Source organism: Marseilla massiliensis, from assembly GCF_016899855.1.
Taxonomy (GTDB): domain Bacteria; phylum Bacteroidota; class Bacteroidia; order Bacteroidales; family Bacteroidaceae; genus Prevotella.
The window spans coordinates 26,671-49,609 of the sequence record NZ_JACJJG010000016.1 but is presented as its reverse complement, the minus strand read 5'-3'; the positions used below and the strand labels follow the sequence as shown (position 1 = coordinate 49,609).

At 45.6% G+C, this 22,939-nt stretch carries 22 protein-coding genes and 1 tRNA gene; 20 read left to right on the top strand and 3 right to left on the bottom strand.

The genetic code is table 11. From position 1 onward, the window contains the following. The 6 genes from H6A34_RS05145 to H6A34_RS05120 all read left to right on the top strand — a co-directional run. A partial coding sequence (locus H6A34_RS05145) for a transposase (RefSeq protein WP_205103907.1) occupies nt 1–219 on the top strand: 219 nt, incomplete at its 5' end. A 442-nt stretch (nt 220–661) separates the two neighbouring features. Further along, nucleotides 662–2,032: a FimB/Mfa2 family fimbrial subunit gene (locus H6A34_RS05140; protein WP_205103905.1), complete on the top strand. Its 1,371-nt coding sequence runs from the start codon at nt 662–664 to the stop codon at nt 2,030–2,032. 173 nt (nt 2,033–2,205) lie between these two features. Beyond that, nucleotides 2,206–3,246, top strand: coding sequence for a dual-specificity RNA methyltransferase RlmN (gene rlmN / locus H6A34_RS05135; RefSeq protein ID WP_205103903.1), 1,041 nt, complete (start codon nt 2,206–2,208; stop codon nt 3,244–3,246). Then, nucleotides 3,198–4,208: a DUF4837 family protein gene (locus H6A34_RS05130; RefSeq protein WP_205103901.1), complete on the top strand. Its 1,011-nt coding sequence runs from the start codon at nt 3,198–3,200 to the stop codon at nt 4,206–4,208. The genes rlmN and H6A34_RS05130 overlap by 49 nt, the downstream gene beginning before the upstream one ends. Before the next feature lie 97 nt (nt 4,209–4,305). Continuing rightward, the gene (gene pdxA / locus H6A34_RS05125) at nt 4,306–5,415 is read left to right on the top strand and encodes a 4-hydroxythreonine-4-phosphate dehydrogenase PdxA (RefSeq protein WP_205103899.1); all 1,110 of its coding nucleotides are present in this window, start codon (nt 4,306–4,308) and stop codon (nt 5,413–5,415) included. A gap of 98 nt (nt 5,416–5,513) precedes the next feature. Then, complete coding sequence (locus tag H6A34_RS05120) at nt 5,514–6,524, top strand: lysylphosphatidylglycerol synthase transmembrane domain-containing protein (RefSeq protein ID WP_205103897.1); 1,011 nt, start codon at nt 5,514–5,516, stop codon at nt 6,522–6,524. Nucleotides 6,525–7,022: 498 nt separating this feature from the next. Here H6A34_RS05120 and H6A34_RS05115 read toward each other — a convergent pair whose 3' ends face one another. Continuing rightward, entirely contained in the window at nt 7,023–7,202 is a 180-nt protein-coding gene (locus tag H6A34_RS05115; RefSeq protein WP_205103895.1) for a hypothetical protein, read from the bottom strand. Between the two features lie 67 nt (nt 7,203–7,269). On the opposite strand from H6A34_RS05115, the gene H6A34_RS05110 reads away from it, so the two are divergent. The 6 genes from H6A34_RS05110 (at nt 7,270) to H6A34_RS05085 (ending at nt 11,420) form a co-directional block, all read left to right on the top strand. Further along, entirely contained in the window at nt 7,270–7,812 is a 543-nt protein-coding gene (locus tag H6A34_RS05110; protein ID WP_205103893.1) for a hypothetical protein, read from the top strand. 453 nt (nt 7,813–8,265) lie between these two features. Continuing rightward, nucleotides 8,266–9,492 carry a sigma-54 interaction domain-containing protein gene (locus tag H6A34_RS05105; RefSeq protein WP_205103891.1) on the top strand — a complete coding sequence of 409 codons (1,227 nt, stop codon included), beginning with the start codon at nt 8,266–8,268 and terminating at the stop codon, nt 9,490–9,492. A 34-nt stretch (nt 9,493–9,526) separates the two neighbouring features. Continuing rightward, nucleotides 9,527–10,039, top strand: coding sequence for an LptE family protein (locus H6A34_RS05100; RefSeq protein WP_205103913.1), 513 nt, complete (start codon nt 9,527–9,529; stop codon nt 10,037–10,039). 17 nt (nt 10,040–10,056) lie between these two features. Beyond that, complete coding sequence (locus tag H6A34_RS05095; RefSeq protein WP_021949146.1) at nt 10,057–10,812, top strand: hypothetical protein; 756 nt, start codon at nt 10,057–10,059, stop codon at nt 10,810–10,812. Nucleotides 10,813–10,817: 5 nt separating this feature from the next. Continuing rightward, nucleotides 10,818–11,252, top strand: a complete 435-nt coding sequence (gene secG / locus H6A34_RS05090; RefSeq protein ID WP_021949147.1) for a preprotein translocase subunit SecG — start codon at nt 10,818–10,820, stop codon at nt 11,250–11,252. 92 nt (nt 11,253–11,344) lie between these two features. Further along, nucleotides 11,345–11,420: transfer RNA gene (locus tag H6A34_RS05085), tRNA-His, on the top strand. Between the two features lie 189 nt (nt 11,421–11,609). Here H6A34_RS05085 and H6A34_RS05080 read toward each other — a convergent pair. After that, nucleotides 11,610–13,127, bottom strand: coding sequence for a DUF4301 family protein (locus H6A34_RS05080; protein WP_205103889.1), 1,518 nt, complete (start codon nt 13,125–13,127; stop codon nt 11,610–11,612). 325 nt (nt 13,128–13,452) lie between these two features. Between H6A34_RS05080 and H6A34_RS05075 the strand changes: the two genes are divergently transcribed. Beyond that, nucleotides 13,453–15,651 carry a RelA/SpoT family protein gene (locus tag H6A34_RS05075; RefSeq protein WP_205103887.1) on the top strand — a complete coding sequence of 733 codons (2,199 nt, stop codon included), beginning with the start codon at nt 13,453–13,455 and terminating at the stop codon, nt 15,649–15,651. 394 nt (nt 15,652–16,045) lie between these two features. On the opposite strand, the gene H6A34_RS05070 is transcribed toward H6A34_RS05075, so the two are convergent. Beyond that, nucleotides 16,046–16,657: a TetR/AcrR family transcriptional regulator gene (locus H6A34_RS05070; RefSeq protein ID WP_262896351.1), complete on the bottom strand. Its 612-nt coding sequence runs from the start codon at nt 16,655–16,657 to the stop codon at nt 16,046–16,048. Between the two features lie 164 nt (nt 16,658–16,821). Between H6A34_RS05070 and H6A34_RS05065 the strand changes: the two genes are divergently transcribed. The 7 genes from H6A34_RS05065 (at nt 16,822) to H6A34_RS05035 (ending at nt 22,938) form a co-directional block, all read left to right on the top strand. Next, nucleotides 16,822–19,113: an NADP-dependent malic enzyme gene (locus H6A34_RS05065; protein ID WP_205103883.1), complete on the top strand. Its 2,292-nt coding sequence runs from the start codon at nt 16,822–16,824 to the stop codon at nt 19,111–19,113. A 371-nt stretch (nt 19,114–19,484) separates the two neighbouring features. Then, on the top strand, nt 19,485–19,961 hold the full coding sequence (locus tag H6A34_RS05060; protein ID WP_205103881.1) for a DUF4252 domain-containing protein: 477 nt from the start codon (nt 19,485–19,487) through the stop codon (nt 19,959–19,961). A 36-nt stretch (nt 19,962–19,997) separates the two neighbouring features. Further along, complete coding sequence (locus H6A34_RS05055) at nt 19,998–20,522, top strand: RNA polymerase sigma factor (RefSeq protein ID WP_021949153.1); 525 nt, start codon at nt 19,998–20,000, stop codon at nt 20,520–20,522. Beyond that, nucleotides 20,509–21,039 (top strand): hypothetical protein, encoded by a 531-nt coding sequence (locus tag H6A34_RS05050; RefSeq protein WP_205103879.1) that lies wholly within the window; start codon nt 20,509–20,511, stop codon nt 21,037–21,039. The genes H6A34_RS05055 and H6A34_RS05050 overlap by 14 nt, the downstream gene beginning before the upstream one ends. Then, nucleotides 21,036–21,488, top strand: coding sequence for a DUF4252 domain-containing protein (locus H6A34_RS05045; RefSeq protein WP_205103877.1), 453 nt, complete (start codon nt 21,036–21,038; stop codon nt 21,486–21,488). Before H6A34_RS05050 ends, H6A34_RS05045 begins: the two co-directional genes overlap by 4 nt. A gap of 239 nt (nt 21,489–21,727) precedes the next feature. Further along, entirely contained in the window at nt 21,728–22,420 is a 693-nt protein-coding gene (locus H6A34_RS05040; protein WP_021949156.1) for a CDP-alcohol phosphatidyltransferase family protein, read from the top strand. A gap of 95 nt (nt 22,421–22,515) precedes the next feature. Next, nucleotides 22,516–22,938 carry a GtrA family protein gene (locus H6A34_RS05035; RefSeq protein ID WP_021949157.1) on the top strand — a complete coding sequence of 141 codons (423 nt, stop codon included), beginning with the start codon at nt 22,516–22,518 and terminating at the stop codon, nt 22,936–22,938. Nucleotide 22,939: the final 1 nt, after the last annotated feature.

The following is a 22,939-nucleotide window of genomic DNA, read 5'->3' as shown; positions in this document are numbered from 1 at the left end:
CTCATGGACCTGCACGACAAAATCCTGCTGCGGAAAAGGGCGCTCATTGAAACCGTCAACGACGAACTCAAAAACGTCTGCTACATTGAGCATACCAGGCACCGCAGCATTGACGGTTTTGCTTCCAACCTGATTGCAGGGCTTATCGCATACAACCTGCTTCCTAAGAAACCGTCACTCAATATTGACATCATTGATAAAAGCAGGCTTATTGCATAAGATTATTATACCGAACTCACGTTAAGTTATCTTTGACTGAGCATCTGTATCTTCACGATAAATTGTCACCCTGCCTTGTTGCGGCTGCTCACGTCTATGATGCTGTCCTTGCGTAGCGAATTTTATGGCACAAGTTTCGGGCTGAGTTATTCAACCCTGTTGCTTCCTCGTCGGACTTGTCAAACGGCAGCAGTACATTGAGGAAGCTGATGAAGCTTGGATGTTCACCGAACACTTTTTTTAAAGTCAGGTCTGTCTTTGGTTTGATGTACCTTATAACGACAAGTTATTATATACAATTTTCTAATGATAATGTGAGTTTTTATAGTATTGCTTATTTTTTGTGTTAAAAAACATAAATGATGATGAATATTTCAAGGATGAATTTATGATCGTAAGAGATTTTTACGTATATTTGCGAAAATTATTAAAAACTAATATCATGAAACAAATCATTATTCTGCTGCTTTTAATGGCAGTGTCAGTTTTTTCTTCTTGCGAAAAGTTCAATGAGGATGAAGTTGTTGAAAATAAAGAGGCTAACAGTACGTTGATTGTGCGTACAAGGGCGGCGGCGAATGACGGTACTGAAGGTGGAACGGAAAGTATAATCAGTTATCCTATAAATATATACGTATTTGACGAAAGCAATGAATGTGTGGCGGTTTCGACGCTTTCGTCTGCGGATGATGAGTTATCATTGAAGTTACCGGAGGGTATGTATGAAGTTTGTGCCGTGGCTGGAGCTTCTGCTGACTCGTATGAACTTCCGACACAAGAAACCGCGACTAAGGAAACTGTATTGACGTTGAAAGATGGACAGAAGCATGGTGATTTGATGACGGCGAACAATACTGTAACATTGGAATACGGAGGAACGAATACTTTGACTTTGGCGCTTGAGAGAAAGGTGATGTTGATAGAGTCTGTTACGATAAATAATGTGCCTGCAAGCGTAAGCAATGTTTCGGTAAGTATTCATCCGCTAAAAGCGAATTTATTGCTTGACGGTAGTTATTCTGGTGAAAATGGAGCAAGTGAGATTGAGTTGACCGAAGATGTAGACGATTCGACCTGGAAGAATACAGATGGCGTATATTTGTTGGAGGCAGTTGGACGGCCAACGGTAGAGGTGACGTTTACAATAAATGGTGAAACTGTGAGCTATTCATATACATGCGATAGAGAGCTGAAGGCAAATCATAAGGTTTTTATTACCGGCACATTTACCGGTGACGGAATCGAGATGACAGGCTCAATATCAGGTGTTGAGTGGGCTGAAGATGAGGAAATCGTGTTCGATTTCGGTGGCATGGAGTCTGGGGAGACTGATGATAGTGGTGATGTTGAAACAAGTGATATACCCACAGTCGGAACATTATATAATGGATGTTATGTTTTGAAGTCGGAAAATGTCGGATCTGAAACTGTTGTTACGTTTATGTCAGCAAAGTCGAAAAATGCTTTAGAATTTACGGATGGCGATCAAGAGTCAATGCGACAGGCTGTAAATGAAGCTATTTCTGAATTGGCAGTTGATGATATTACAGGATGGAGATTGCCGACAATGGAGGAAATGGAATATATTGCTGAAAATTTAAATACGATAGGAGAGAATATAATTGCAATTCGAAAAGAGTTGGGTAATAGTGCAATGGACATGTTAGTATACGGTTCATATTGTTATTATTTCCAAACCCAAGATAATATTATTTCTTCATATAATCCACAATCAAAGCAAGAAGCAGGGCCGACAAGCGGTAAGGCTTCGTTTATAGTTCGTGCATTTACTACAAAATCATATTCCAATTAAAGAAATTAAATAAAAATTAACGGCTGTCTTTACTGAATAATAGTTGAAGGCAGCCGTTTTGTTTTGTAATTTATTTTCAGTCTTAAGTTCAAATAAAGGCAATTTTCAGAGGTTATAGGTATTAAGTGAAAAAAATTTAGTAAGTTTGCAAATTAAATACTAACGAGATAATAATGGTTGCCAACTTGATCCCTTTATTGGGCTTGTCGCTTGCAGAACTTAAGGATGTTGCCAAGCAGCTTGGTATGCCTGCATTTACGGGTGGGCAAATGGCTAAATGGCTTTACGTAAGGCATGTACGTTCTGTCGATGACATGACCGATATATCGAAAGCGAACCGAGAAAAGCTGAAAGGCTTATACACGATAGGATGTATGCCGCCTGTTGATGTTCAAAAGTCGAAGGACGGAACGGTAAAGTACCTGTTCCCGACGATGAGCGGTAAATTTGTCGAGACGGTGTATATACCTGATAACGACAGGGCCACGCTGTGTGTGTCATCACAAGTTGGGTGCAAGATGAACTGTCTGTTCTGTCAAACAGGAAAACAGGGTTTTGAAGGAAACCTGACTGTCAGTGATATCTTAAATCAGATATATTCAGTGCCAGAACGTGACACCTTGACCAATATTGTATTTATGGGCCAGGGTGAGCCGATGGATAATCTCGACAATGTTTTGCGGGCTACTGAGGCATTGACGTCGGATTGGGGATACGCATGGAGCCCTAAACGAATAACAGTTAGCAGTGTGGGTGTCAAGAACAAGTTGTGCCGCTTTATAGAGGAAAGCGACTGCCATTTGGCAATAAGCCTGCATTCGCCAATACATGAGCAGCGCGCCATGCTTATGCCTGCCGAGAAGGCTATGCCGATAACCGAAGTTGTTGACATGTTGCGTAATTACGATTTCAGCCATCAGCGCCGATTGTCGTTTGAGTATATCGTGTTCGGAGGTTTAAACGATTCACCCATGCATGCACGTGAAATAGTGAAGCTGTTGAACGGTCTTGACTGCCGTATCAATTTAATACGTTTCCACCAGATACCTGGAGTAGACCTGCATGGAGCTGATGACAAGCGAATGGAGGCTTTACGAGATTATCTTACTGGACATGGCATATTCACGACTATAAGGGCCAGCCGCGGGCAAGACATTTATGCGGCATGTGGTTTGTTGAGTACGGCCAGGAAGGAGGCCGGCGGCAGCCTATGAAGTTTTTGGCGGCATGTGTTGCCGTAATGGCGGTAATGCTTTGTTCGTGTGGAGACGGGCATGGTTCGATGCTGCCCAAAAGTGGTGGGCGTCCGTATGAAGTCCTCGTGCTTTCAACAGGAGACGGCAACGCTTCAGGAATGATTAACAGCATTCTTTCACGGGATGTTGACGGTTTGCCCCAACCTGAACCCTTGTTTGACGTGTCGTTGACCGACAGCATACATTTCAACCAGGTTGCAAAGTTGGCACGAAGTATCATTATCGTGAATGTTGATTCAGGTCTATTCACCATGACGGGAATCAGGTACGAGAAGAATGTGTGGGCGAGGCCACAGGTGGTTGTGTACATTAATACTCCATCATGTAATGAATTGCAGACGGTGCTGCCAGATATGGCGAATGGGCTTGTCAACCTGCTTGGGCGCTTTGAGCTTAATGCCAGCATGTCGTTACTTACGGCGGGCAGCAATGCAAATGCCGGGGCAATGGTTGACTCGATGTTCGGATGTGCGTTAAAGGTACCGGCCGACATGAAGGCCTTTAAGCGTGGCAATAGCTTTATATGGGTTTCGGACAACGCACCAGGCGGAATGCAGAACATCTGTGTGTACTCGTATCCTGGAGTGGAACTTTCGGCACAAAGGGCGTTGTATGTGCGCGATAGTGTTATGAAGGAAAACATACAAGGCGAACGGCCCGGCAGCTATATGCGCACATCGGCGTTGACTGTCAAGAGCGGAACAGCCGTGGAACATGGGCGTACGGTGATGATAACACGGGGGTTGTGGGAGATGGAAGGTGATGCAATGGGCGGACCGTTCGTGTCTCATTCCATCGTAGATTCTTCACGGCGCAGGATTATAGTTGCCGAGGGGTTTGTTTATGCCCCAGGGATGAAGAAACGTAACCTGCTAAGGCAGTTGGAAGCGTCGCTATATACATTGAAGCTAAGTAAATGAACATGTTAAATATGACACGGACCAAGTTCGGCGGTATAAAGCATAAAAGTCTTATGTGCCGACGGTCACGACAATTTTAATTACAAAATAATCAGATATGGAAAACAGAAAAATACGTGTCGCCATCACTCACGGCGACACCAATGGCGTAGGTTATGAGGTTATATTCAAGACGTTTGCCGAACCAGCCATGCTTGATATGTGCATCCCCATTATATATGGTTCGCCAAAAGTCGCCGCGTATCATCGTAATGCGCTTGGCATACAGGCCAATTTTACGATAATAAGTTCTGCCGCTGAGGCTCATAGCGGCAAGCTGAATCTCCTTACTACGTTTGATGAAGAGGTAAAGGTTGACCTTGGCCAGCCTTCAAAGGATGCAGGAGTTGCTTCGTTGAAGGCGTTGGACCGTGCTATGGAAGACTATAAGAATGGTTTGTTTGATGTTCTTGTTACCGCGCCAATCAATAAAAACAACATTCATGGCGACGGCTTTGATTTCTGTGGCCATACTGAATACCTTGAAGAAAGGGTTGGGGATGGCAACAAGTCGCTTATGATATTGCTTAATGATATGATGCGTGTCGCATTGGTGACAACACATTTACCCTTAAAAAATGTTCCAGAAGCGATAACAAAGGAGCTTATAATTGAAAAAGCTACTGTTTTCAACCAGTCGCTAAAGCGCGATTTCCGTATATCCAATCCGCGTATTGCCGTGCTGGCCCTCAACCCTCATGCCGGTGATGACGGGCTTCTGGGCCAGGAGGAACAGGACATCATCGCTCCGGCCATCAAGGAACTTTCAGAAAAAGGAATATATGCCTTTGGCCCATTTGCTGCCGACGGCTTTTTCGGTAGAGGCAGTTACGATTCATTCGACGGTGTGCTGGCCATGTATCATGACCAAGGACTTGCGCCTTTCAAGGCTCTTGACGGTGGAGACGGTGTAAACTTTACCGCGGGGTTGCCCATTGTGCGTACTTCGCCCGATCATGGTACGGCATACGAAATTGCCGGAAAGAACATGGCGAGCGAGAGTTCTTTCCGCAATGCCGTTTATGTTGCGCTTGACGTTTTCCGCAATCGTGTTGAGTACGACGCTCCGTTGGCACATCCGTTGGAGAAACTGTACCACGAGAAGCGTGACGACAGTGAGAAGACAAGGTTCAACATACCTAAAGCGAAACAAAAGGAGAATATATAAGCTATAAGTTGAAAAAGTAAGGATTGGGAAAATATGTTCTTGCGGCTTGCGCATTTTTCTTGATTCTTACTTTTTGGCTTTTGATTAATTTGAATGCCATGAAAAAGAAGTACCAAAACATCTTCTTCTTGTTTGGTATTGTGGTGCTTGCCATAATGCTTACCCAGCTTGACTACCGTGAGGTATGGAGCGGCCTGAAGAGCGCAGGCTATTGGTTTTTTGCCGTTATTGCCTTATGGGCCTTTCTTTATATTTTCAATACGGCCACATGGTACATTATAATCAGGAGCGGGACTGATGGCAAGAGTAAGGTCAATTTTTTCTGGTTGTATAAGATTACAGTGTCGGGTTTCGCCCTGAACTACACCACTCCCTGCGGATTGATGGGCGGAGAACCTTACCGAATAATGGCATTGTCGCCAAAAATCGGTACGGAACGCGCCTCGTCGTCAGTCATTCTATATGCAATGACGCATATTTTCAGCCACTTTATCTTTTGGCTGCTCTCCATTTTGATATATCTTATTACCGAGCGGCTTAACTTTGCCATAGACTTGATTCTTGCCTCAGCCGGAGCGTTTTGTGCCCTTGGCGTGTGGTTTTTCCTTAAAGGATACCGCAAGGGCATGGCGGTGAGGCTTATGAACTTTGTTCGCCACATACCAGGGCTGAAACGTTGGGCGCGCGGTTTTATCGACAAGCACAAAGAGCAACTTGACACTATTGATCGCCAGATAGCCGCCTTGCATAACCAGAACCCCAAGACGTTTGTCTCGGCGGTGCTGCTTGAACTGGCTTGCCGCGTTTGTTCGGCACTTGAAATAATGTTCATCCTTTTCGTCCTGCCGGGAATTGATGTCACGTTTACGCAATGTATATTGATACTTGCATTCACGAGCCTGTTCGCCAATCTGTTGTTTTTCCTCCCGTTGCAGCTTGGCGGGCGTGAAGGCGGCTTTATCATGTCTACTGCCGGGCTTGCCCTTTCCGCCGGAGCGGGCATTTTCGTGGCGCTGATAGTGCGCGTACGCGAGCTTGTCTGGACTGCCATCGGCCTGTTGATGATTAATATCGAGAAACGGCACGGCGGTAAGCTTTCGACAGATTGAGGCGGAAGTAAACTTTTAGGGAAAGGAGCCAACCACAAGCGGTCCTGTTGGTTGGTTCCTTTTTGTTTACGGTTATCGACGGTATTGCTGTTTTTGAATGTGTATTGTCGGCCTACAGACAGAAAATATCGCGTGAAAAGAAAATAATTTTTTCGGCGACATGTATTGTCGCTGTGCATCGATATTTTTGCACAGGAAACAACAATCCGACTATGAACAGACAAATAGAAAGAACCATGTTGGGCTGCTTGGGAGCTCCCCATGACAGTTTGCGGCATATTGCAGTGCCGTTTGTGGCTTTTCGTCCAGCAAAAGGCCACGTTTCACCTGCCGAAAGGCCGTAAACAAGAAGCTCGCTGACAATCAATGAGTTAGCGGGCCGTATAAAACTTCGGTATAAATACAACCCCATAATTTGTCATTATGGAAAAATTTACGTATATTTGCAACCATAAGCCCGACGTGTCGGGCAGACATATTGGTGAAAGTGTTACGCTTTTATCCTCTCGTGGAAATCTGGTACATTTCAACTTGGACGGGGATTATGCGGCAACGCTCATCACTTGTTATTTCCATGCGGCTGTGTGCCGTATGGGAATATACAGGTGTGGGGTTGTTGTTTATTACGTCCAAGGGTTTTACCAGAGCCTCCACGGGATAGTAAGCAACAGGCTCCACACTTTCCGTTTATTAACCCTGCCAACCTTAATCGGAGCCTTATGGGAGGCGTAAAAACTAAACAATCATGAAGACAGACATTGAAAACATTGCCGAAAGAATTAACGAAGCACGGCAAAAGTACAAACCCGAGCACGTAAACCTGCTCCTTGTAGCGGAAGCACCGCCTTCGTCGTTAGACCGTTTCTTCTATTATGAAGACGTTAAAGATAAAGACTTCCTTTTTGTTGAATTGTCTAAAGTCCTGTGCAAAACCGACAACGTGGCCTTCATTCGTAGCAACAAGGTAAAAATCCTGCAAACGATGAAAGACGCCGGCATATACCTGATGGACTTGAGTGACGTTCCTCTGACAGAAGATGGCTGCTATGACACGTATGCAAGGTGTGATCTGAAAAGGCGATTCTTAGACAAGATAGAGAAAGAGGACGCCATAGACCGGGCCAATACCGTTATAGTATTAATTAAGGTGACAGTGTTTGACTACCTCTACAAAGACCTGAAAAAGGCTGGCTACAATGTGTGCAACGAGAGAATACCGTTCCCTTCATCAGGACAGCAAGCCAATTTCAGGGCGGCAATGAGTAAAGTGATTGAAAGCATGAAATAAGAATCAGAAGACATGTATGAAAATCTTGTGGATTATAATAGGCCTAATATACCTGTACTGCCTTCCAAAATCAATTGCAATGACCTATTTGTCAAGGGTAAAAACTGGCTTTAGGCCATTGCCACCTTTTCTCCATTTCATTTCAGTATGGTTGATAATGCCGTTGTTTTTGTCACGGCAATTCATGAACTCATTGAAAAAGTAATGACGATAATGATGATTATTGATATATAATAATCAAAATGAAGACTTTATAAAAAATGTCTTTTTGTAGGTGGCAATAATTGTTGTCACCTACATTTATTGTACACATTACGTCGTATTTTTACACATTCTAACAAAAATACGGAAGTGTTTGGGTGTTATGTTATACTTGCTTTTCTTTTAACAAAATACAATTTTCATATGGCAAGTGGCAGAATTAGAAATAAAATGTGTAACTTTGTCAGCTAAATGAACACTACTGAACTGCAGAAGGTAAAACAGCGGTACAATATCGTGGGCAACAGCTCCGGTTTGAACCGTGCTATTGACGTAGCCCTACAGGTTGCGCCGACTGACTTGTCCGTGCTGATTGTCGGTGAGAGCGGCGTGGGAAAGGAAATCATCCCTCGCATAATCCACGACAACTCGCCGCGGCGCAGGGAGAAGTATTTTGCTATTAACTGCGGTTCGATACCCGAAGGTACGATTGACAGCGAGCTGTTCGGTCATGAGAAAGGCTCGTTTACAGGCGCTATAGGCGAGAGTGAAGGTTATTTCGGCGTTGCCGACAAGGGTACTATATTCCTTGATGAGGTGGGCGAACTGCCACTTGCCACACAGGCACGTCTGCTGCGTGTGCTTGAGACGGGCGAGTATATCCGTGTGGGTGGCCAGAAGATAATGAAGACCGACGTGCGTATCGTAGCAGCCACGAACGTGAACATGCGCAAGGCCGTAAGCGAAGGCCGCTTCCGTGAGGACTTGTATTATCGCCTTAACACCATACCAATACAGATTCCGCCACTGCGTGATCGTGGTGAGGACATCATTTTACTGTTCCGTCTGTTCGTCATGCAGATGGCAGAGAAGTATCATTTGCCGAAAATAACGCTTACAGACGAAGCCAAGGCCGTAATGTTGAAATATAAGTGGCCTGGCAACGTACGCCAGTTGAAGAACATTACCGAACAGATGTCCGTGCTGAGTGAGAACAGGGTAATAGACGGCGACGACATACATAAGTTTATTCCGGAAGACGCCGAGAGCATGCAGCTAACAACGATGGCGCAAGGAGGAAGCCACTCGTTCGAGAGTGAGCGTGAGATTTTGTACAAGATATTGTATGAACTCCGTCGCAACGTCAACGATTTGCGCGGCGAGATGAACAGCCTGAGAAAGCAGCTCAATTCATCGCGCAGCGTGGCCGTAACGGATAGCGAGACTAATCTGCCGTCAATAATATCCAACCACGAACCAGGAGTAGCGGCGCCACAAAGGCCAACATCGGTTGTACAGGATGCCGTTGCCGAGGAAATATCCGAGCCAGAGAGCCTTAACCTTGAAGACCTCGGCCGGCAGATGGTAGAGAAAGCGCTCGAACGCAACGGCGGAAACCGCAAGAAGGCGGCCAAGGAACTCGGCATATCCGACCGCACCCTTTACAGAAGGATAAAGCAATATGGACTTGAAAAATAAGAAAATATCGCACGACAGGATAAATATTCACGTTATGTCACGCCTGCACAGGGTGGTGATGTTTGCCGTCATGGCAGTAGCATTGGTGTCATGCAGCGTTAAATACAGTTTTAATGGCGCAAGTATCGACTATTCAAAGACGAAGACCATTGAAATAGCTGATTTCCCGATACGCTCAAGTTATGTGTGGGCGCCGATGGGGAGCATATTCAACAACCAGCTGAAGGACATCTTCGCCAATCATACACGCCTGATACAGGTGAAGCGTAACGGCGACCTTAAGATAGAAGGCGAGATAACCCAGTACTCGCAGCGCAACAAGGCCGTTACCGCCGAGGGTACTTCTGCACAGGCGGAACTGTCAATGACGGTCAACGTAAGGTTTACCAATAACGCCAACCACAATGAGGATTTTGAGCGACAGTTTACGGCTACGTCTACATTCGAGACAACCCAGTCGTTTACATCCGTGCAGGAACAGCTCGTGACCGAAATGGTTGAGGACATAACCGACCAGATATTCAACGCAACGGTTGCAAACTGGTAAAATACAGATATACTTAAATGGATTTGGAGCAACTCATAAAACACCCTGAGCTGATGGACAAGGAGACGCTGTACGACCTGCGTTCGCTTCTTGCCTTGTACCCGTATTATCAGACGGCAAGGCTGTTGCTCCTGCAAAACCTTTATCTGTTGCACGACCCGACATTCGATGAGGAATTGCGGCGTTCGGCCGTTTATGTCACAGACCGTGAGGTGGTGTTCAATCTTGTTGAGGCCGCCCACTACAAACTACGAGCTGCCGATAAGCCAAAGGCGGAAGAACCACGCCGTAAAGACGACGGTAACCGTACGATATCGCTCATAGACAAATTCCTTGACTCGATACCCGCTGATAGCGAGAATTCCGTAAACCAGGGAAAGAAGAAGAGAAAGCCGACTCCAGCAGATGCGGCCATAGATTACGTATCGTACCTGCTTGAGACCGAAGGTGATGACGAAGCGGACCAAGATACCGAACGACCGGCTATGCGTGGACAAGATCTCATAGACAACTTCATCAACAATGACGGTGGTCGTATAGAACTTAAGGACGAGCCGGAATATACGCCCGAGTTTGAGAGCAATGACAAGAAAGAAGGTGACGAGAACTATTTTACGGAGACATTGGCTCAAATATATATACGTCAAGGACGATATTCAAAGGCTTTGGAAATTATTAAGCGTTTAAATTTGAATTATCCAAAAAAAAATGTTTACTTTGCAGACCAAATCCGCTTTTTGGAAAAACTGATAATAAATAATAAATATAAATAAACGAAATGTACACATTATTTGTAATCTTAATCGTACTGGCGGCACTGCTTATGATAGGTATAGTGCTCATCCAGGAATCTAAGGGTGGAGGACTGGCGTCAAACTTTTCTTCATCCAACCAAATCATGGGAGTTCGTAAGACTACCGACGTCATCGAGAAGACGACATGGGGACTTGCCGTAGCTATGGTAGTATTGAGCGTATTGTGCTCTTATGTTGCTCCAAAGGCAACCGACTCCGAGAGTGTAATAGAGCGTAACGCAACTGAACAGCAGCAGACAAATCCGAATAATCTGCCCGGATTTGGTGCAAGCCAGACTAAGCAAGCAGCTCCGGCACAACAAGGTAAGGCTGCTGAAAACGCTGCTCCTGCGACGCAACAGACAGAGGGTAATGCTGCTCCGACAGCTCCGCAAGCACCCAAAACACCCGCAAATTAAAGGAAAAATGAAAAAAATACGGGATTTATTTGGCTAATTCAAATAAATCCCGTACCTTTGCACTCGCTTTGAAACTCAAAGCAATCTAACACGGTGGATGTAGTTCAGTTGGTTAGAGCGTCAGATTGTGGTTCTGAATGTCGTGGGTTCGAGCCCCACCCTCCACCCAAGGGAAGACGAAGGCTAAGTTTTTGGTTTACAAGAACTTAGCTTCCGTCTTTTTATTTGGAATTATATTATAGATTTCTGTTTTCGTACTGAATATCTACTGTCCCTTGAAAATACTCCGGTATATGGAAACAGGCGTCACCACTTTTTAAGTGATGACGCCTGTCAATATGTTATTTTACATAAATCTTACTGATGTTGCTCACGGAGCAGATCGTTGACTGTCTTTACTGGGTTGAATGTTGATAATGGAACTTCAACGAATATTGTGCTCCAATTGCTCATCGCGCCATTCCATAATCCTGGTAGTTCGAGTGCCTTCAACTCACGTCCGTTCTTGCTCTTGCTGCTGATGAAGCCGGTTGTCTTATCAACATAGTCCGGCAGATTGAAACGATTGCCTTTGTAGTCTTTTACTGCACAAACAAGATCTACGGGATTAAAGTGTGTTCCTTCGGTAAACATCTTCATGTATTCGTCATTACTCTTGTCGATTTGACTGCTTTCAAGAATTTGCAGACTAACCGTTCCGTCTTGGTTATAGGTTAGGAATGGACCACCGCCAGGTTCGCCTACGTTTTTTACTACACCGCATACACGCATCGGACGGTCAAGTTTTTCGTGCAGGTATATTACAAGATCGGCGTCTTCAAGTTGTTTTATGTCGTTCTTGCGGCAGCATAAGTCACGCTGTACGAAACGTATTATTTCTTCAAGTTGTTCGTGGGTGTATTCGCCAGTATCAAGCAGACGCAGGTATTCAAAGGCTTTTGCCTGGAGCGTTACGAGTATTCCGGCTATCAGCTGTTTGTATGTTACCGTGTCGTCCTTAAGGCGATCTGGTACAACATTGTCAATGTTCTTTATGAATACCACGTCGGCGTCAATGTCGTTGAGGTTTTGTATAAGTGCTCCGTGACCGCCCGGGCGGAACAAAAGTGAGCCGTCTTCGTTACGGAACGGCGTATTGTCAGGATTTGCTGCTATTGTGTCAGTGCTTGGTTTTTGTTCGGAGAAAGTGACATCGTATTTAATTCCGTACTTGTCTGCATAAATGCGGCATTTATCGTTAACCTTTTTTTCGAACAAAGCTTTGTGTTCATGGCTTACTGTGAAGTGGATATGTGACTCTCCGTTTGAAGCTGCGTAGAGCGCTCCTTCTACGAGGTGTTCCTCAAGTGGTGTGCGTGGACCTTCCGGGTACTTGTGGAACAGCAGCAGTCCTTTGGGTAGTTGGCCATAGTTGAGGCCTTTTTCTTCAAGCATGTTTGCTACTACAGCCTTATAATTGCCGTCAGCGATGAGGGCTGCAACATCTTTTCCTTCGTTTTTAACGCATGCGGCGTTAAGCTCGTCAATGAAGGCGAATTTCTCAATATTGTCAAAATACTTCTTTTCGAAGTCAGTCTGAGGTTCATTGTAGTCTGCGTTCAGGAAGGCGAACATGTTTTTGAACATACGGCTTGCGGCTCCGCTGGCAGGAACGAATTTTACTATTTTTTTTCCTTGAGCTTTATAATCGTTCCATGCCTTGATATATTCTGCCCGCTCTTCGTCTGTAGGAGCTATAATGCCGTGACCGATACCGGCGGCAGCCTCTAATTTAAGGAAAGGAAAACCGTGCTTGAATTCTTCAAGTTGGGTTTCAACCTGTGATTCAGTAATGCCTTTGGCGGCAATCTGTTTTAAGTCTTCTTGTGATAACATAAGTGCTGTGTTTTTATTTAGGTTAATGATTTTTATTTTTAAGGAGCGTGAACTTCCTTGGCATAAATTTAGCTTTGGTTCTGTTTTCCTTGCAAATATAATGCTTTTTAATTAAAAACAGGTGTTCTGTCGCATTAAAAAGTTATTACTTTATGCAATAAAACTTACAAATTATAAATTACGTAATGCGAAACTGGTGTTTTTCGGAAAAAATATGTAAGTTTGCATATCAGTTGGCAAGAAGCCGACTGAAAGTGCATGTCCGTCAATAAACGGACATTGTCGCAACCAGGAATCTTGGCAGGTTAATTAAAAAAAGAAGCGGATGATATTCACTAACGATGAAAAACGGGAAATTTTAAGCCTTGTTCGTAAGTTACGTGCAAGTATCGGCTCATTGCTGAAAGAAGGTGATGAGGGCAAATTGTTTAAATACATAAAAAATGAGTTGAGAGGCAATAACGTAAGCCGCAATGTATTTGGGCTGAATCCGATATTGCTGAGCTTGCAGACTGCCCAAATCGCTGTAGAGGAGATAGGCTTAAAACGTGACGGTGTCTTGGCTATACTCCTTTATGCCGGTACAAATGCAGATGCCAAGGATAGTGAAGGGATAAGGGAGATATTCGGAGACAATGTAGCCAAGATAATACATGGTTTGTGTAAAATCCAGGAGTTGTATACAAAAAGTCCTGTTATCGAGAGTGAGAATTTCCGTAATCTTCTGCTTTCCTTTGCCGAGGATATGCGCGTCATATTAATCATGATAGCCGACCGCGTAAACCTGATGAGGCAGATCCGTGACGTTGAGAATGTTGATGCAAAGACGAAGGTCAGCGAAGAAGCAAGCTATCTGTACGCCCCTCTTGCGCATAAGTTAGGCTTGTATAAGCTTAAGAGTGAGCTTGAAGACCTTAGCCTTAAATACCTTGAACATGACGCATATTACATGATCAAGGATAAACTCAATGCGACCAAGAAGAGCCGTGACGCATATATCGAACGCTTTATAGCGCCGATTGACAAGAAGTTGAGAGAAGTCGGCTTCAAATTCCACATGAAGGGACGTACGAAGAGTATCCATAGTATTTGGCAGAAGATGAAGAAGCAGCAGTGCGGCTTTGAGGGCATCTATGATTTGTTTGCCATTAGGATAATTCTTGACTCTCCGCTTGAAGAGGAAAAAGTGCAATGTTGGCAAGTGTTCGCTATAATTACCAACATGTACCAACCCAACCCGAAGCGCCTGCGTGATTGGCTTAGTGTGCCAAAGTCAAATGGGTATGAAAGTTTGCACATAACTGTTTTAGGGCCTGAAAACAAATGGGTGGAAGTGCAGATCCGTACGGAACGTATGGATGAAATAGCCGAAAGGGGACTTGCCGCGCATTGGCGTTATAAGGGCATTAAGGGAGAGAGTGGTCTCGACGAGTGGCTGAACAGTATCCGCACTGCCCTTGAAAACAAGGACGACATGCAGGTTATAGACCAGTTCAAGATGGATTTGTATGAAGACGAGGTCTTTGTTTTCACTCCGAAAGGTGACTTGATGAAATTTCCCAAGGGAGCAACCGTGCTTGACTTTGCCTATCGCATTCACTCAAACATCGGCAACAGATGTACCGGCGCCCGTATAAATAATAAGGTGGTAACGTTCAGGCACGTGTTGAATAATGGCGACCAGGTTGAAATAATGACGTCTGCCACACAACGGCCGAAACAGGAATGGTTGAATATTGTTAAGACAAGCCGTGCCAAGGCCAAGGTTCGTATGGCCCTGAAAGAGCAGGTTATCAAAGACGGGGCTTACGCGAAAGAGATGTTGGAGCGGCGTTTGAAGAACCGTAAAATAGAATTTGATGAAAGTGTAATATCGCATTTGATAAAAAAGATGGGCTTCAAGGAAGCCAATGACTTTTACCGCCATTTGGCTGATGGCAGTGTAGACTTGAACCAGGCGATAGAGACTTATCAGGAATTGCAGCGCCATGAAGGCAATATGTCTGTGCAGGTGCCGGCGCGCAGCGCAGAAGAATTCAACTTTGACAACCCTAACGAGGAGCTTACGTATGCCAGTGATGACGTGCTCGTCATAGACAAAAACCTGAAAGGGGTGGATTATACGTTGGCAAAATGTTGTCATCCAATTTATGGTGACGACGTATTCGGTTTTGTTACTGTGAGTGGTGGAATAAAGATTCATCGGAAAGATTGTCCTAATGCTCCGGAGTTGCGTAAGCGTTTCGGTTATCGTATAGTCAAGGCAAAATGGAGTGGAAAGGGCAGTTCGCAGTATTCTACGACCTTGCGGATAATCGGTAACGACGATATAGGTATTGTCAATAATATTACAAGCATTATTTCAAAGGAGGAGAAAATAATGATGCGTAGTATCAACATCGACAGTAATGACGGCCTGTTCAGGGGAAATCTTGTAGTAAATGTCGAAGACACTTCAAGACTTGAGCAGCTTATCAAGAAGCTACGCAACGTCAAAGGCGTCAAGCAAATCATAAGGGTATAACAGTATTTCTTGAAAAAGTAATAGCGGAATGCCGTCTTTTATAACGTAAAAGACGGCATTCCGCCCTCCAAAAGACGGCAAATCGTCAGTCGGTTAACGGCCGGTTGAAACCATGTAAATGTCTTTTTGTATTTCTCTGTCAGCCGTCAGTCCGGTCCGAAACATTCTGGTTTACAGCAATTTAGATGATGACAGACATTCCGCCGGCGTGTCATGACAATGGCTTGCGGAACGGCCAGACATGTGTGACGGTCACTCTTGCCAACATCGCATTGACAGTCAGACTGATGTCCGTCAGGCTGTAACAGCCTTGTTCTCAGTAAGGTACATGCTCGGCTGACAGATGACAGAGACTTGCCGGACTTTTTTCTTACACAAGATTCACGGTAAGATATCAGTTTCCCGATGAAATGAACTTGTCGAGATACACAAGTCCTTTTTCCGTACAGCACCCACGCAGAAATACGATGATAAACGTATGGAAAATCTCGTTCAGCCTGTATTTTTCATACAGGCGCGTTTGCATCACGAAATTCATTGCGGCATCGCCCATTTTATTTATAATGTCGTAATTCAGGTCGCCGCGGAAAAATCCGTGTTCAATGCCCTTTTCCATGAATTCCTGCGAGCGCGCCGATTGTTTTTCATTATTCTCCTTGAAGAAGCGTACAATCCGTTCGTATTTTTCCATCTCTGTAAAAAACAATGGATTGATTGTTCCAAGGTCTTTCAGCTTTATCTTTATGAAATACGCTATTACGGCCATCTCGTTTTCAGCTGTCATGGCATAATCGGCAAGCCGTTTAGTCATAATCTCGTTCTCGTTACGCAGACACTCAAAGAGGAGGTCCTCCTTGTTGCTGTAAATCTCGTAAAGAGTGCGCTTCGATATGCCCAGCTCGGTGGATATGTCGTCCATGCGCACTGCCTTTATTCCTTTCTTTTTGAAGAAAGACATTGCCGTATCGAGAATTTTATGTCTCAAACTTTCGCGATAAGCTGTCATATTGTTCGTTTTACGCATAAGATTAAATTTTATTTGCAAAGTTAATAATTTATTTCCGTAAAAAACTATTTGGCTTCATATATTTTTATTACATTTGCAAGAGATTTCGTTACGATATGAAATCTTGCATTTTTCACACGTTAGAACATGATAACACGATAATTATGGTAAACATCACTAAAGAAGCCGCGCTGGAGTATCACAGTAGCGGCAAACCAGGTAAGATTGAAGTTAAACCAACTAAACCTTATTCTACCCAAACAGACCTTAGTCTTGCATATTCGCCAGGCGTCGCTTTCCCGTGTCTGGAGATACAGAAGACTCCCAATGACGCCTATAAGTACACCGATAAGGGTAACCTTGTGGCAGTGATAAGCAACGGCACCGCAGTGCTCGGACTTGGCGACATAGGGGCGATGAGCGGCAAGCCGGTAATGGAAGGAAAGGGCCTGTTGTTCAAGATTTATGGAGGTATAGACGTATTTGACATTGAGGTTGACGAGAAAGATCCCGAGAAATTCTGCGAGGCCGTAGAGCGAATAGCGCCTACTTTCGGCGGAATAAACCTTGAAGATATCAAGGCTCCAGAATGTTTCTACATTGAAGAGAGGCTTAAGAAGACTCTTGACATTCCCGTAATGCATGATGACCAGCACGGTACGGCTATCATATCGGCGGCCGGACTGAAAAACGCCCTTGAAGTAGCCGGCAAGGATATTGCGCAGGTGAAGATTGTGGTAAACGGCGCAGGCGCCGCGGCAATTTCATGCACAAAGCTTTATATGGCGCTCGGCGCAAGAAAAGAGAACATCCTAATGCTTGACTCGAAGGGGGTCATTACGAGCGATCGTGCCAACCTTACGGAGCAGAAGCGGATGTTCGCCACCGACCGTCGTGACGTGCATACGCTTGAAGAGGCCGTGAAGGGCGCGGACGTGTTTGTCGGCTTGTCAAAAGGTAATGTGCTTACTCAGGACATGGTACGCTCGATGGCCGACAAGCCTATCGTGTTTGCCCTGGCAAATCCTGTTCCGGAAATATCATACGAAGACGCAATGGCCAGCCGTCCTGACGTAATCATGAGCACAGGGCGTTCTGACTATCCAAACCAAATCAACAACGTAATAGGTTTCCCGTATATTTTCCGCGGTGCGCTTGACGTACACGCAAGGGCCATCAACGAGGAGATGAAGATGGCTGCAGTAAATGCTATTGCCGACTTGGCAAAGTTGCCCGTGCCGGACGTGGTGAATGATGCATACCAAGTCAACAACCTTACCTTCGGACCATTGTATTTCATTCCGAAACCAGTCGATCCACGTCTTATAACGGAGGTCTCGGCTGCTGTGGCCAAGGCTGCTATTGACAGCGGTGTAGCCCGCACGAATATTACGGATTGGGATGAATACAAGAACCATCTGCGTGAGTTGCTGGGGCAGGAAAGCAAACTTACCCAGAAGCTGTACGACACGGCACGTAAGCATCCGCAGCGTGTGGTATTCGCCGAAGGTATACATCCTACAATGCTCAAGGCTGCCGTACAGGCAAAGAACGAGGGAATCTGCCATCCTATACTGCTCGGTAACGACGAGCGTATCGCTAAATTGGCCAAGGAACTCGACCTCAGCCTTGACGGTATTGAGATAATAAACCTGCGTCATGACAACCAGAACGACAGGCGTGAGCGTTATGCCAGAATACTTGCGGATAAGCGCCAGCGCCAGGGATACACCTTCCAGGAGGCCAACGACAAGATGTTCGAGCGCAACTATTTCGGCATGATGATGGTCGAGACTGGCGAGGCAGACGCATTCATCACCGGTCTTTACACCAAATATTCCAATACCATCAAGGTGGCTAAGGAGGTTATAGGCATACAACAGGAGTACAGCCACTTCGGAACCATGCACATCCTGAACACGAAGAAAGGCGTGCTTTATCTTGCCGATACGCTAATCAACCGCCATCCTGACAAGGACGTGCTTGTGGATATTGCCCGTCTTAGCGCCAATACGGTAAGGTTCTTCAACGACGAGCCGCATATCGCTATGATAAGTTATTCTAATTTCGGTACCGATGACGGCGGAAGCCCGGCTCAGGTACATGCCGCGGTGGAGGAAATGCAGCGCCGTTATCCCGACTTGGCAATAGACGGAGAGATGCAGGTTAACTTCGCGTTGAACAATAACCTGCGCGATTCCAAGTATCCTTTCTCTCGTCTGAAAGGCAAGGATGTAAACACGCTGGTGTTCCCCAATCTTAGCAGCGCCAACAATGCCTACAAACTGTTGCAGGCAATTGACCCCGACACCGAGATTATCGGCCCGATACAGATGGGGCTCAACAAGCCTGTCCACTTTACAGACTTTGAGTGCTCGGTTCGCGACGTGGTGAATATCACGGCTGTAGCCGTAATCGACGCGTACGTACAGAAGATAAAGGAGAAAAAAGTATAATCAGTGAATGACTGGCCGATAAGGGTCCGCGATATAGTGTTACGCTTATCGCGGACTTTTTTTGTATCTGTTGGTGCGTGAAATGCCGCAGTTGTTAATAGAAATTTTCTGTATTCTCGATGAGTTCTGCATGTTTGCCATGTTAACGTGAATTCGGTGTAAATGCAAAAGGCCGTCTTTTATCGTGTAAAAGAGGGTCAACCGCACTGCAAGAGACGGCCTTTCGGAATGCGTTTTGCCGTCTTTTGAAAAAATATTTGCGGTTGATGTGGTTTTTCCCGCTTTTTTCTGTAACAAACTTTTGGCGTTTTACGTTTACAGTATAAAGACAAGGTAAAATAATATAAACAATAAATTAAAGCAAGATTATTATGAAAAAGTTATTAATGTTTATCGCAATGGCGGTGTTCTGCACTGCCGGATTCGCCAAGACTGCTGACGAAGTAATCAACGAAATCAAGGCTGCTACCAACGCTCAGGTGATTTCTTTCGATAAGGAAATGCTGAAGCAGCAGTTTAAGGGTAATGACGACATTCCCAAGGAGTTTTTTGATTCTGTCGACGAGGGTACGGTCCTAGTACTTGATGGCGTGCCAAGCGACAAGATGAAGTTGTTTAATGACAAGGTGGCCGGTCTTCAGGCGGACAATAGTTATGAGCAGATAGCCTCAGTGTTTGACAACGAAAGCCGTGTGAAAATACTCGGTAAGAAGGACAACGACATTATAAAGGAACTTCTTATCATAGTCTCCAACGGTGGCGACGGCGTGTTTATCAAGCTCAGTGGAAACCTCAAGCCTGAGGATCTGGGCAAGATTGTCAACGAGAAGACAATCAACATAAATTGATACGGCGGTAGGTTTTAGGTAAAATAAACGTGTTACATGCAGGTAGCCATGACGGGTGAAGAGTTCAAGCGAAGGTTTCTACCGCTAAGTCGCAAGTTGTACGGCGTGGCACTCTCCCTGTCTGGTGACATGCAGGAGGCCGAGGATATCGTGCAGGACGTGTACACGAAGCTTTGGACACGTCGCGACAGGTTGCCGTCCGATGTCAACGATGAGGCGTATTGCGTTGTGGTGACAAAGAATGTATATAATGACAGGTTGCGTGGGCGTGGCTCAGGGATGAGCTTCAGCCATGAGTTGCCGGCGCAGATTCCGTCGCGCAATGATGTGGTAGGCGATATCGAGAACCGCAACCTGGCCGACATAATGCGCCGTTGCATAGCGGCCTTGCCTGAACAGCAGCGCGAATTGGTTGTAATGCGCGACGTCAACGGGGCAGGCTATGACGAAATATCGTATGCCACGGGGCTGAGCATGGCAAACATACGCGTTACGCTGAGCCGTGCAAGGAAAACATTACGTGAACAATTCAATGCAATAAGGAATTATGGAAACAAGTAGAATAAGGAAACTTCTGGCGAAGTATTATGACGGTCAAACCTCGGAAGAGGAGGAAAGCGAGCTCGCGCGGTTGTTCGCAAGCGGTGACGTGCCGGACGATATGGCTGAAGAGCGCCTGTTCTTCGTCCACCTGCACGGAAGCAATGACACTTCCGGTGTGCCTTACGGCTTTGAAGAACGTCTTGAGGATATGGTTGACCGTCTTGCCGAGGCCGATGGCGCAGGCCGTAGTGCCGTTGTCCCTTTGCGCAGGAGGCTGAAGATTGTTGCAGGAATAGCCGCAAGCGTGCTGTTCGTTGCGTCGCTTGGATTCGGCCTGCTCAATCGTGTTGACAATATGCATACGCCGTCCGTGGATGACAGGATAGCCTTGGCTCAGGCGCAGGAGGCCATATTGAAGTTTTCGATGACGCTCAACAAAGGTCTTAACAGCATGGAGGCGGCAGGCCGTGAGACTAAGGAGATAGGCGAGAGAATGGACAAATGTTTGGAAATGACTAAAATACCTACAAAATGAAACACATAATATTGATTTTGCTGATGGCTGTCTGCTCAGCAGGAGTATCGGCTCAGGAGTCGTTTATCGACAAGTTCGCCGGCACGAAAGGCATAAGCTCCGTTTATATCTCGAAGGACTTGCTCGGCATGATGTCCGGCAAGAGCAGTGGAGACTATGATTTCGGGGTCGTGTCCGACAAGCTTACCAACATCCAGATACTTAATTCAGAGAACCGTAAGGCGGCGAAAACTCTGCGTGAAGGTTGCCTGCAGATCATACGTAACAACAAGTACAAGAAGCTGATGGACGTCACGGGAGACGGTGAACACTCTGGAATATACATGAAAACCTTGTTGAAAGACTTTCGGCAGTACGTCTTGCTGAATGTCGGCGACGAAGAGGTAAGCGTTGTAGTGCTTACAGGTAGCCTGACGTTACAGGACATCAAGAAAGTTATCGACAACTGACATCCGTGTGCGTATGTGACGGAAATATGGCTTACGGGAGTCTGACGCTATACCTCAGACTCTCGTAAGCCGTTGTTGTATCCCTGCCTTAGCCAGCCGTTCAGCTCCGTTGTATGTTTCAATCCGTAATCGGTCAACCGTTAAATAGCTACAAAAGATGTGACGAAATGTATGAATTTCGTAATAAAGATGTAACTTTGCAGCCAAAATATTGAAACGAAACTGTTGAAGAACAAACAATGGGAAAGGAAACTTCAGAACGAATACAGACGTCTATACTCAATGCGGCAGAGAAAAAAGCGTTGGTCTGGATGGCTCAGCGTTTGCCGGGCTGGGTTACGTCTGACATGTTGACATACCTCGGAGTGGCCGGTGCGGTAATCTGTGCCGTAGGTTTTGTCTTGGGAAACGTCAACGTCAATTATCTTTGGATATCGTCGTTGGGCCTTGTTGTCAATTGGTTTGGCGACAGCCTTGACGGCACGGTAGCTCGTGTCCGCAATACACAGAGGCCTGTTTACGGCTTTTTTATCGACCATACGCTCGACGCCGTAACAATATGTATAATGTGTATAGGGGCCGGGTTGTCGCCCATGTTGCGGCTCGACGTGGCTTTACTCGTATTGGCAGGATACCTTGCCCTGTCTATCTACACTTACATAGGCGCCATCCTTAAGGGTGAGTTCCGCCTTACCTACAGCAGTTTCGGCCCAACGGAGTTCCGTCTCGTCGTGATACTTATAAATACGCTGTACATGTACACATCGTGGGCGGACAACAGATTTGTGTTGCTCAATTATGAGTTCGGGGTGTTCGACGTGCTCGCTTTTGCCATCGCTGTGTTCCTGTTCGTCGCTTATTTCGTGCAGTTTACCAAGGACCGCAGCGTGCTTGCCGAGAAAGACCCGTTGAAAGTTAATAATGAGAAGTGAGTAGTGGCGGAGAATGAAGCAATGGATGGTATTTAGTGTGGACGGTTGTCCTGGCTTCCATTGTTCATTGTCCGTTTTTTATTTCATGTGATGCCATGTTGCGCTATATAGAGTTTGTAGTTAGCCGCCTTTTCGGAACAGGTGTTGACACGCTGGTTTTGTGGCTGTGTTCAACCTATGTGTTCGATACGTATTGGGGCGATTATGTCGTGTCGCCGATAATATCTTTTGAATTTGCCGTTATGAGCAACTTTCTGTGCTCTTACTGCTGGATATGGAAGAGCCGGATAGACAATCGTTGCGCGGCCGACTTTTGGCGTCGTTTTGCCGTATTCAATGTTTCGTCGGCTTTAGGGTTCTTGGTAAAGATGCTCTTCTTGCTGTTGTTTGAAAAAATATTCGGGTGGAGTGTCGTATGGTGTAACCTTGCGGCGTTGCTCATATCGGGTCTTTTCAATTATTTCATGGCCGAGGCGGTAGTGTTCGGCAAGAAGGCAATAATAAAAGTCAGGAAGTAAG

Bases quoted from the DNA above. Each gene is read 5' to 3' on its own strand.
- H6A34_RS05040 (WP_021949156.1), top strand. From the start codon at position 21,728: ATGGGAAAGGAAACTTCAGAACGAATACAGACGTCTATACTCAATGCG.
- H6A34_RS05075 (WP_205103887.1), top strand. From the start codon at position 13,453: ATGATATTCACTAACGATGAAAAACGGGAAATTTTAAGCCTTGTTCGT.
- H6A34_RS05095 (WP_021949146.1), top strand. From the start codon at position 10,057: ATGGATTTGGAGCAACTCATAAAACACCCTGAGCTGATGGACAAGGAG.
- H6A34_RS05065 (WP_205103883.1), top strand. From the start codon at position 16,822: ATGGTAAACATCACTAAAGAAGCCGCGCTGGAGTATCACAGTAGCGGC.
- rlmN (WP_205103903.1), top strand. From the start codon at position 2,206: ATGGTTGCCAACTTGATCCCTTTATTGGGCTTGTCGCTTGCAGAACTT.
- H6A34_RS05105 (WP_205103891.1), top strand. From the start codon at position 8,266: ATGAACACTACTGAACTGCAGAAGGTAAAACAGCGGTACAATATCGTG.
- H6A34_RS05045 (WP_205103877.1), top strand. From the start codon at position 21,036: ATGAAACACATAATATTGATTTTGCTGATGGCTGTCTGCTCAGCAGGA.
- H6A34_RS05130 (WP_205103901.1), top strand. From the start codon at position 3,198: ATGTGGTTTGTTGAGTACGGCCAGGAAGGAGGCCGGCGGCAGCCTATG.
- H6A34_RS05110 (WP_205103893.1), top strand. From the start codon at position 7,270: ATGAAGACAGACATTGAAAACATTGCCGAAAGAATTAACGAAGCACGG.
- H6A34_RS05050 (WP_205103879.1), top strand. From the start codon at position 20,509: ATGGAAACAAGTAGAATAAGGAAACTTCTGGCGAAGTATTATGACGGT.
- H6A34_RS05120 (WP_205103897.1), top strand. From the start codon at position 5,514: ATGAAAAAGAAGTACCAAAACATCTTCTTCTTGTTTGGTATTGTGGTG.
- H6A34_RS05100 (WP_205103913.1), top strand. From the start codon at position 9,527: ATGTCACGCCTGCACAGGGTGGTGATGTTTGCCGTCATGGCAGTAGCA.
- H6A34_RS05035 (WP_021949157.1), top strand. From the start codon at position 22,516: ATGTTGCGCTATATAGAGTTTGTAGTTAGCCGCCTTTTCGGAACAGGT.
- H6A34_RS05140 (WP_205103905.1), top strand. From the start codon at position 662: ATGAAACAAATCATTATTCTGCTGCTTTTAATGGCAGTGTCAGTTTTT.
- H6A34_RS05070 (WP_262896351.1), bottom strand. From the start codon at position 16,657: ATGACAGCTTATCGCGAAAGTTTGAGACATAAAATTCTCGATACGGCA.
- pdxA (WP_205103899.1), top strand. From the start codon at position 4,306: ATGGAAAACAGAAAAATACGTGTCGCCATCACTCACGGCGACACCAAT.
- H6A34_RS05055 (WP_021949153.1), top strand. From the start codon at position 19,998: ATGCAGGTAGCCATGACGGGTGAAGAGTTCAAGCGAAGGTTTCTACCG.
- H6A34_RS05060 (WP_205103881.1), top strand. From the start codon at position 19,485: ATGAAAAAGTTATTAATGTTTATCGCAATGGCGGTGTTCTGCACTGCC.
- secG (WP_021949147.1), top strand. From the start codon at position 10,818: ATGTACACATTATTTGTAATCTTAATCGTACTGGCGGCACTGCTTATG.
- H6A34_RS05080 (WP_205103889.1), bottom strand. From the start codon at position 13,127: ATGTTATCACAAGAAGACTTAAAACAGATTGCCGCCAAAGGCATTACT.